General features: G+C 68.1%; 5 protein-coding genes. 1 reads left to right on the forward strand and 4 read right to left on the reverse strand.

Annotated elements, in window-relative coordinates:
- Positions 1-146: 146 nt before the first annotated feature.
- Entirely contained in the window at positions 147-1,490 is a 1,344-nt protein-coding gene (locus tag AQJ66_RS35385; protein WP_061930652.1) for a pectate lyase family protein, read from the forward strand.
- Between the two features lie 199 nt (positions 1,491-1,689).
- On the opposite strand, the gene AQJ66_RS39190 is transcribed toward AQJ66_RS35385, so the two are convergent.
- The 4 genes from AQJ66_RS39190 to AQJ66_RS35405 form a co-directional block, all read right to left on the reverse strand.
- Positions 1,690-1,968, reverse strand: a complete 279-nt coding sequence (locus AQJ66_RS39190; RefSeq protein WP_063804119.1) for a hypothetical protein — start codon at positions 1,966-1,968, stop codon at positions 1,690-1,692.
- A 152-nt stretch (positions 1,969-2,120) separates the two neighbouring features.
- Positions 2,121-3,017 carry a hypothetical protein gene (locus AQJ66_RS35395; RefSeq protein WP_061930658.1) on the reverse strand — a complete coding sequence of 299 codons (897 nt, stop codon included), beginning with the start codon at positions 3,015-3,017 and terminating at the stop codon, positions 2,121-2,123.
- A gap of 158 nt (positions 3,018-3,175) precedes the next feature.
- Positions 3,176-4,885 (reverse strand): methionine--tRNA ligase, encoded by a 1,710-nt coding sequence (metG, locus tag AQJ66_RS35400; RefSeq protein ID WP_061930662.1) that lies wholly within the window; start codon positions 4,883-4,885, stop codon positions 3,176-3,178.
- Positions 4,886-5,004: 119 nt separating this feature from the next.
- Positions 5,005-5,962 (reverse strand): VWA domain-containing protein (locus AQJ66_RS35405; RefSeq protein ID WP_159052692.1); only part of this gene is annotated, 958 nt, incomplete at its 5' end.

Raw genomic sequence — 5,962 nt, forward strand, 5'->3', positions numbered from 1 at the left:
CCGCTCTCGCGGCCGCCCGGCCGGTCAGCCGGGCGGCCCGGGCGGAGAAAAAATCTGTGGGAGCGGCAACCTCCGTACGGACGGCGGCCACTGAGGGGTCGTAAGGCGAGTTCGACGAGTTCAGCAGACCCCCTAAGGAATACCCCGTGGCAGCTCCCTCTCACCGCCGGTCCCTCCGCAAGCGGCGGCTCACCGCCGTGTCCGCCGCCGTCCTGGCCGCGGGAACCGGCGCCGGTGTGTTCGTGTTGCACGCGAACGCGGCCGCCGTCGACCTGTACCACCAGACGCTGCCCGCCAAGGACGGCTGGGCCGCCTCCGGCACGGGGACGACGGGCGGCGCGAAGGCCGACTCCGCGCACACCTTCACCGTCGGCACCCGCGCCGAGCTCGTGAAGGCGCTGGGCTCCGCGTCCGACACCACGCCCCGCATCGTCAGGATCAAGGGCACCATCGACGCCAACACCGACGACAGCGGCAAGAAGCTGACCTGCTCCGACTACGCCGCCGGCACCGGCTACTCGCTCGCCGCCTACCTCAAGGCGTACGACCCCGCCACCTACGGCCGCTCCAAGCTGCCCTCGGGCACCCAGGAGAAGGCGCGGGCCGCCGCGCAGCAGAAGCAGGCCAAGCGGATCGAGTTCAAGGTGCCGGCCAACACCACCGTCGTGGGCGTGCCGGGCACGAACGCCGGGATCACCGGCGGCATGCTGCAGATCCAGAACGTCGACAACGTCATCGTCCGCAACCTGGCGTTCTCCGCCACCGAGGACTGCTTCCCGCAATGGGACCCGACCGACGGCTCGGACGGCAACTGGAACTCGGAGTACGACTCCGTCACCCTGCGCGGCGCCACCCACGTCTGGGCCGACCACAACACGTTCACCGACGCGCCGCACTTCGACAAGGCGAACCCGAAGTACTTCGGCCGCGAGTACCAGATCCACGACGGCGCCCTGGACATCACCAAGGGCTCGGACCTGGTGACCGTGGAGCGCAACCGGTTCACCGACCACGACAAGACGATGCTGATCGGCAGCAGCGACACCGACTCCACCGGCAAGCTGCACGTCTCGATCCATCACAACGTGTGGAAGGGCATCGTGCAGCGGGCGCCGCTGACCCGCCTCGGCCAGGTGCACATCTACAACAACTGGTACGACACGACGACCGTCGACGGCTACGCCCCGCAGTACAGCATCAACTCCCGCGCCAAGGCCCAGGTCGTCGCGGAGGCCAACTACTGGACGGTGCCGTCCGGCGGCAAGGTGGCCAAGCTCCTCAGCGGCGACGGCACCGGCTCGGTCGCGGGCAGCGGCAACCTGGTCAACGGCACCGTCACCGACCTGGTCGCCGCGTACAACGCCGCGTCCTCGAAGAAGATCAAGACCACGGTCGACTGGACCCCGACCCTCACGGCAGGCCTGGAGCAGTCGGCGAAGAACCTGCCGACGGAACTGGCCACCACGACCGGCGCGGGGGTGCTGCGGTAGCGCATCCCCGAGCCGAGGGGCCCGGCGAGCATCCCCCCTGCTCGCCGGGCCCCGCCCACTTCCCGATCCACTTGGCTGCTTACCGCAGGTGTCCCCGGGCCTTGGCAGGCGCGGTTGCAGGTGTTGCGCGAGGCCTCCGCGTAACTGAACGGCCCAGGGACAGCTCACTCCCGGGCCGTTCGGCACACTCTGAGCAGCTTTACGCGCCGCTCCGCAGGTCGGGGGTGAACAGTTCCTCCGACGTGTCCACCGTGAGGGACCGGTCGAGACAGCGGGTGAGGACGTCCGGGTCCGGGCACAGGGAGAGGGGGCGGAAGATCTCCTTGGGTACGTCGATGTCACGCACCTCCAGCACCCGCAGGACCGCTCCGGCCCACGCCGCGGTGTATCCGGCGGTGTATCCCCTGACCCAGTCCTCGTCCTCATGCTCCTCCGCGGCCGCGGCCCGATTGTCCAGCCTGGCCCGGATGCGGGCCATGTCCCGGAGGGAGAGGGAGCCTTGCTGTCTCAGGTCCTCCAATCCGGAACGGAAGTCGCCCAGTGCGCGCTCCGGCGGTACGCCCAAGCCCACGGACACCAAGCTGAAACGGAGCAGGTCGAGTAGTTCCGGTGATGCGTCCAGATCGTCGATCACGACGCGAAGAGGTCGTCGACGCTCTCCACGTGAGGCGTAAGGTCCAGCCACCGGTTCAGGAGGTCGAGGTCGGTGCAGCCGGCGATGCGGTCCCGGGCCTCCTCGGGGACGCAGACGCCGCGTGCTTCGAGGAAGCGAAGGATGGCCTTGGCCTCACCCCTGGCCTCACCCCTGGCTTCCCCCTTGGCCTGGCCTTCCAGGTAGGTCTCCTCCAGCAGGGTGCCCCGGCCGGGAAAGAAGTTGGTGAAACTCATCAGCTTTCTCCATGTCTGTCGGGCCGGAGTGTCCCCCAGGCCGATCTCCAGTAGGCCGCTGAAATACAGGGCGGTCTGCGGATCTGTCTCCTGCAGGGCGCCGGACAGGGCCTCCAGTATGGCCGTGGCCTTCGGATTCTTGCTATGCGTGATGGCGGAGAACGTAGCCATCGCCAGATTCCGCGCGGCCGTACGCTGGTCGGTGATCATCGGTACGTTGTCCGGGCTCAGGACCAGGGGATGGGTGCTGTGAGTGGTCCAGCCTCGGACCTCGCAGACGAAGGGCCCTGTCGCCCACCGCGCTGTACGCCGGTCGGTGCAGGTGACGAGGAGCAGCACCGGGAGGCAGAACTTCTCGTGCAGATACGCCACGTAGTACGACCAGCTCGTCGCCTTGCGGTTGTCGCGCCGGCCCTGCGTCTCGATGGCGAGCAGGAAGGTGCCCCCGTCGGACGGTTCGACGCACAGGACGGTGTCCACACGTCTCTCCAGAGGCTGGATCTCCGTCACGTCGGCGCTGAGGACCGACACCGACGCCTTGGCGGACATCGGGACTCCGAGGAGGTCGAAGACAGGGGTGAGGAGTTCCGGCCTGTCCTGGAAGATCCGATGAGATGCCTCGTGGGTGGATGTGACCATGCGGTCAAGGTAGGCGGATCAAGAGACGGGATGCGCTGCGAAGGGAATGGTTCACTCGTTCGGGGAGGGAAGGAACGTTTAGCTTCATCGGTCGGTGCTGGCAAAGCACAGAGGCCCGGAAACCAGCGGTTTCCGGGCCTCTGTCTAATCGTTCGGCTTCATGCTTCTTGGCCGCCGAAGCGCTCCTTGTACGCCGCCAGGTCCTCGTCCGTCAGCTTGGCGAAAAGGACCGGCGGCACGGTGAAGGGGGTGCCGGCCGGCACGGAGGAGAGGGACTTCGCCTCCTCCTGGGTGACCCAGGTCGCGGTGTCGTCGGTCAGGGAGAACGCCTCGCGCATCGCCTGGGACGTCGCCGGGATGAAGGGCTCGGAGACCACCGCGTACAGGTGGATCAGGTTCATCGCCGTGCGCAGGGTGAGGGCCGCGGCGTCCTTGTCGGTCTTGATCTCGAGCCAGGGGGCCTTCTCCTCCAGGTAGGAGTTGCCGGCCGACCAGAGGGCGCGCAGGGCGGCGGAAGCCTTGCGGAACTGCAGGGCCTCCATGTGCTCCTCGTACTCGGCGAGCAGGCGGGCGATCTCCTCGCCGAGCCTGCTCTCCGCCTCGCCCGGCTCGGCACCCGCGGGCACCTCCTCGCCGAAGCGCTTGCGGGAGAAGGACAGCACGCGGTTGACGAAGTTGCCGAGGGTGTCGGCGAGGTCCTTGTTGACCGTGGCGGTGAAGTGCTCCCAGGTGAAGGACGAGTCGTCCGACTCGGGGGCGTTGGCGATCAGGAAGTAGCGCCAGTAGTCGGCGGGAAGGATGTCCAGGGCCTGGTCGGTGAAGACGCCGCGCTTCTGGGAGGTGGAGAACTTACCGCCGTAGTACGTCAGCCAGTTGAAGGCCTTGACGTAGTCGACCTTCTTCCACGGCTCGCGGACGCCCAGTTCGGTGGCAGGGAACATCACCGTGTGGAAGGGGACGTTGTCCTTCGCCATGAACTCCGTGTACCGGACGTCCGCGTCGACGTCGTACCACCAGGACTTCCAATCGCCGCCGGTGGCGTCGGCCCACTCCTTGGTCGCGCCGATGTACTCGATCGGGGCGTCGAACCAGACGTAGAAGACCTTGCCCTCGGCCGCGAGCTCCGGCCAGGTGTCGGCCGGGACGGGGACACCCCAGTCCAGGTCGCGGGTGATCGCGCGGTCGTGCAGACCCTCGTTCAGCCACTTGCGGGCGATGGAGGAGGCGAGCTGCGGCCAGTCCTCCTCGTGGCGGGACACCCACTCCTCGACCTCGTGCTGCAGCTTGGACTGCAGGAGGAAGAGGTGCTTGGTCTCCCTGACCTCGAGGTCCGTGGAGCCGGAGATCGCCGACCGCGGGTTGATCAGGTCCGTCGGGTCCAGCACGCGGGTGCAGTTCTCGCACTGGTCGCCGCGGGCCTTGTCGTAACCGCAGTGGGGGCAGGTGCCCTCGACGTAGCGGTCGGGGAGGAAGCGGCTGTCGGCGGGGCTGTACACCTGCCGGATCGCGCGTTCCTCGATGAAGCCGTTCTCGTTCAGCTTGCGGGCGAAGTGCTGGGTGATCTCGACGTTCTCGCGACTGGAGCTGCGGCCGAAGTAGTCGAACGCGAGTGCGAAGCCGTCGTAGACCGCCTTCTGTGCGTCGTGCGCCTGGGCGCAGAACTCGTCCACGGCGAGGCCCTGCTCCTTCGCGGCCAGCTCGGCGGGTGTGCCGTGCTCGTCGGTCGCGCAGATGTACAGGACGTCGTGGCCGCGCTGGCGGAGGTACCGGGAGTACACGTCCGCCGGGAGCATGGACCCCACCATGTTGCCCAGGTGCTTGATCCCGTTGATGTACGGAAGGGCGCTGGTGATGAGGTGTCGAGCCATCGCGGCTGCTCCCAGGTCGCTACGTGTATGAACCTTGAAATCGTAGCCGACGTGTGTATGCCGCCCGCTTCCCGTTTTGCGGGCTGAGAAGCGGGCGGCATGGCGGGAGCTTGCCGGGGCTACGGGCGCCAGGCGGCCAGGACGCCCTCGTACAGCTCGGTGTCCGTCAGCTCGCGGGGGGTGGGGCCCGCGTGGAAGAAGGACGTGTTGTCGGTCTTCAGTTTGCGGAGGTAGTCGAAGGCCTTGTTTTCGTGCTCGCCGAAGGCGACGAAGGAGAAGAAGACGGCGGGGTGGGTGTCCGCGGCCGTGGTCAGAGCCTGGGTCGCGGGGGTCTTGGCGTCCGGGGCGCCGTCGGTCTGGAAGACGACGAGGGCGGGCGTGCCGGGGGCCGCGTTCTTCTCGTAGTGGGCGAGGACCGCCTCGACGGCTGCGTGGTAGCTGGTGCGGCCCATGCGGCCGAGGCCGGCGTGGACGTCGTCGATCTTCGTCTCGTGGTCCGGGGACAGGGTGAGGTCGGTGGTGCCGTCGACCTCCGTGGAGAAGAAGACGACGTGGACCGCGGCCTCGGGGTCGAGGTGGGCGGCGAGGGCCAGGGTCTGGTCGGCGAGGGCCTGCGCGGAGCCGTCCTTGTAGTACGGGCGCATGCTGGCGGAGCGGTCCAGCACGAGGTAGAGCTTCGCTCGGGTGCCGGTGAGGTCGGTCTTCCTGAGAGTGGTGGTGGCGGCCTTGTAGGCGGTGGTGAGGGAAGGGGTGCTGGACTTGACCTTGGTGAGGGGGGTGGCGGGCTTCGCCTCGGCGGGCTTGGCTTCGCCTTCGGCCGGGTCGTTCCCACCCGTACCACCCGTGCTGCTTTCGTCCTCGACTGCGGGTGGCCCCTGCGGGGCTTCCTCGCCGTCGGCGGCCTGCGGCTCGTCCGGTGCGTCTTCCTCAGCCTTGTGCGGTGCCTCTTCCGGTGCTGCGGTCGCGCTCTGCTCCGGTGCCTCTTCCGGCGCCTTTTCCGGTGCCTCTTCCGTCTCGGCGGGCTCCGTGGGGGCTGCGACCGGCTTCAGCTCGATGACCGTCTCCGGCTCGGCTGCC

Origin of the sequence: Streptomyces bungoensis, from assembly GCF_001514215.1 — a bacterium.
In the GTDB taxonomy this organism is placed as follows: Bacteria; Actinomycetota; Actinomycetes; order Streptomycetales; family Streptomycetaceae; genus Streptomyces; species Streptomyces bungoensis.

What these genes read in the sequence shown, in the direction of transcription:
- AQJ66_RS39190 (WP_063804119.1), bottom strand. Translation starts at nt 1,968, where the DNA reads ATGGCCCGCATCCGGGCCAGGCTGGACAATCGGGCCGCGGCCGCGGAG.
- AQJ66_RS35395 (WP_061930658.1), bottom strand. Translation starts at nt 3,017, where the DNA reads ATGGTCACATCCACCCACGAGGCATCTCATCGGATCTTCCAGGACAGG.
- metG (WP_061930662.1), bottom strand. Translation starts at nt 4,885, where the DNA reads ATGGCTCGACACCTCATCACCAGCGCCCTTCCGTACATCAACGGGATC.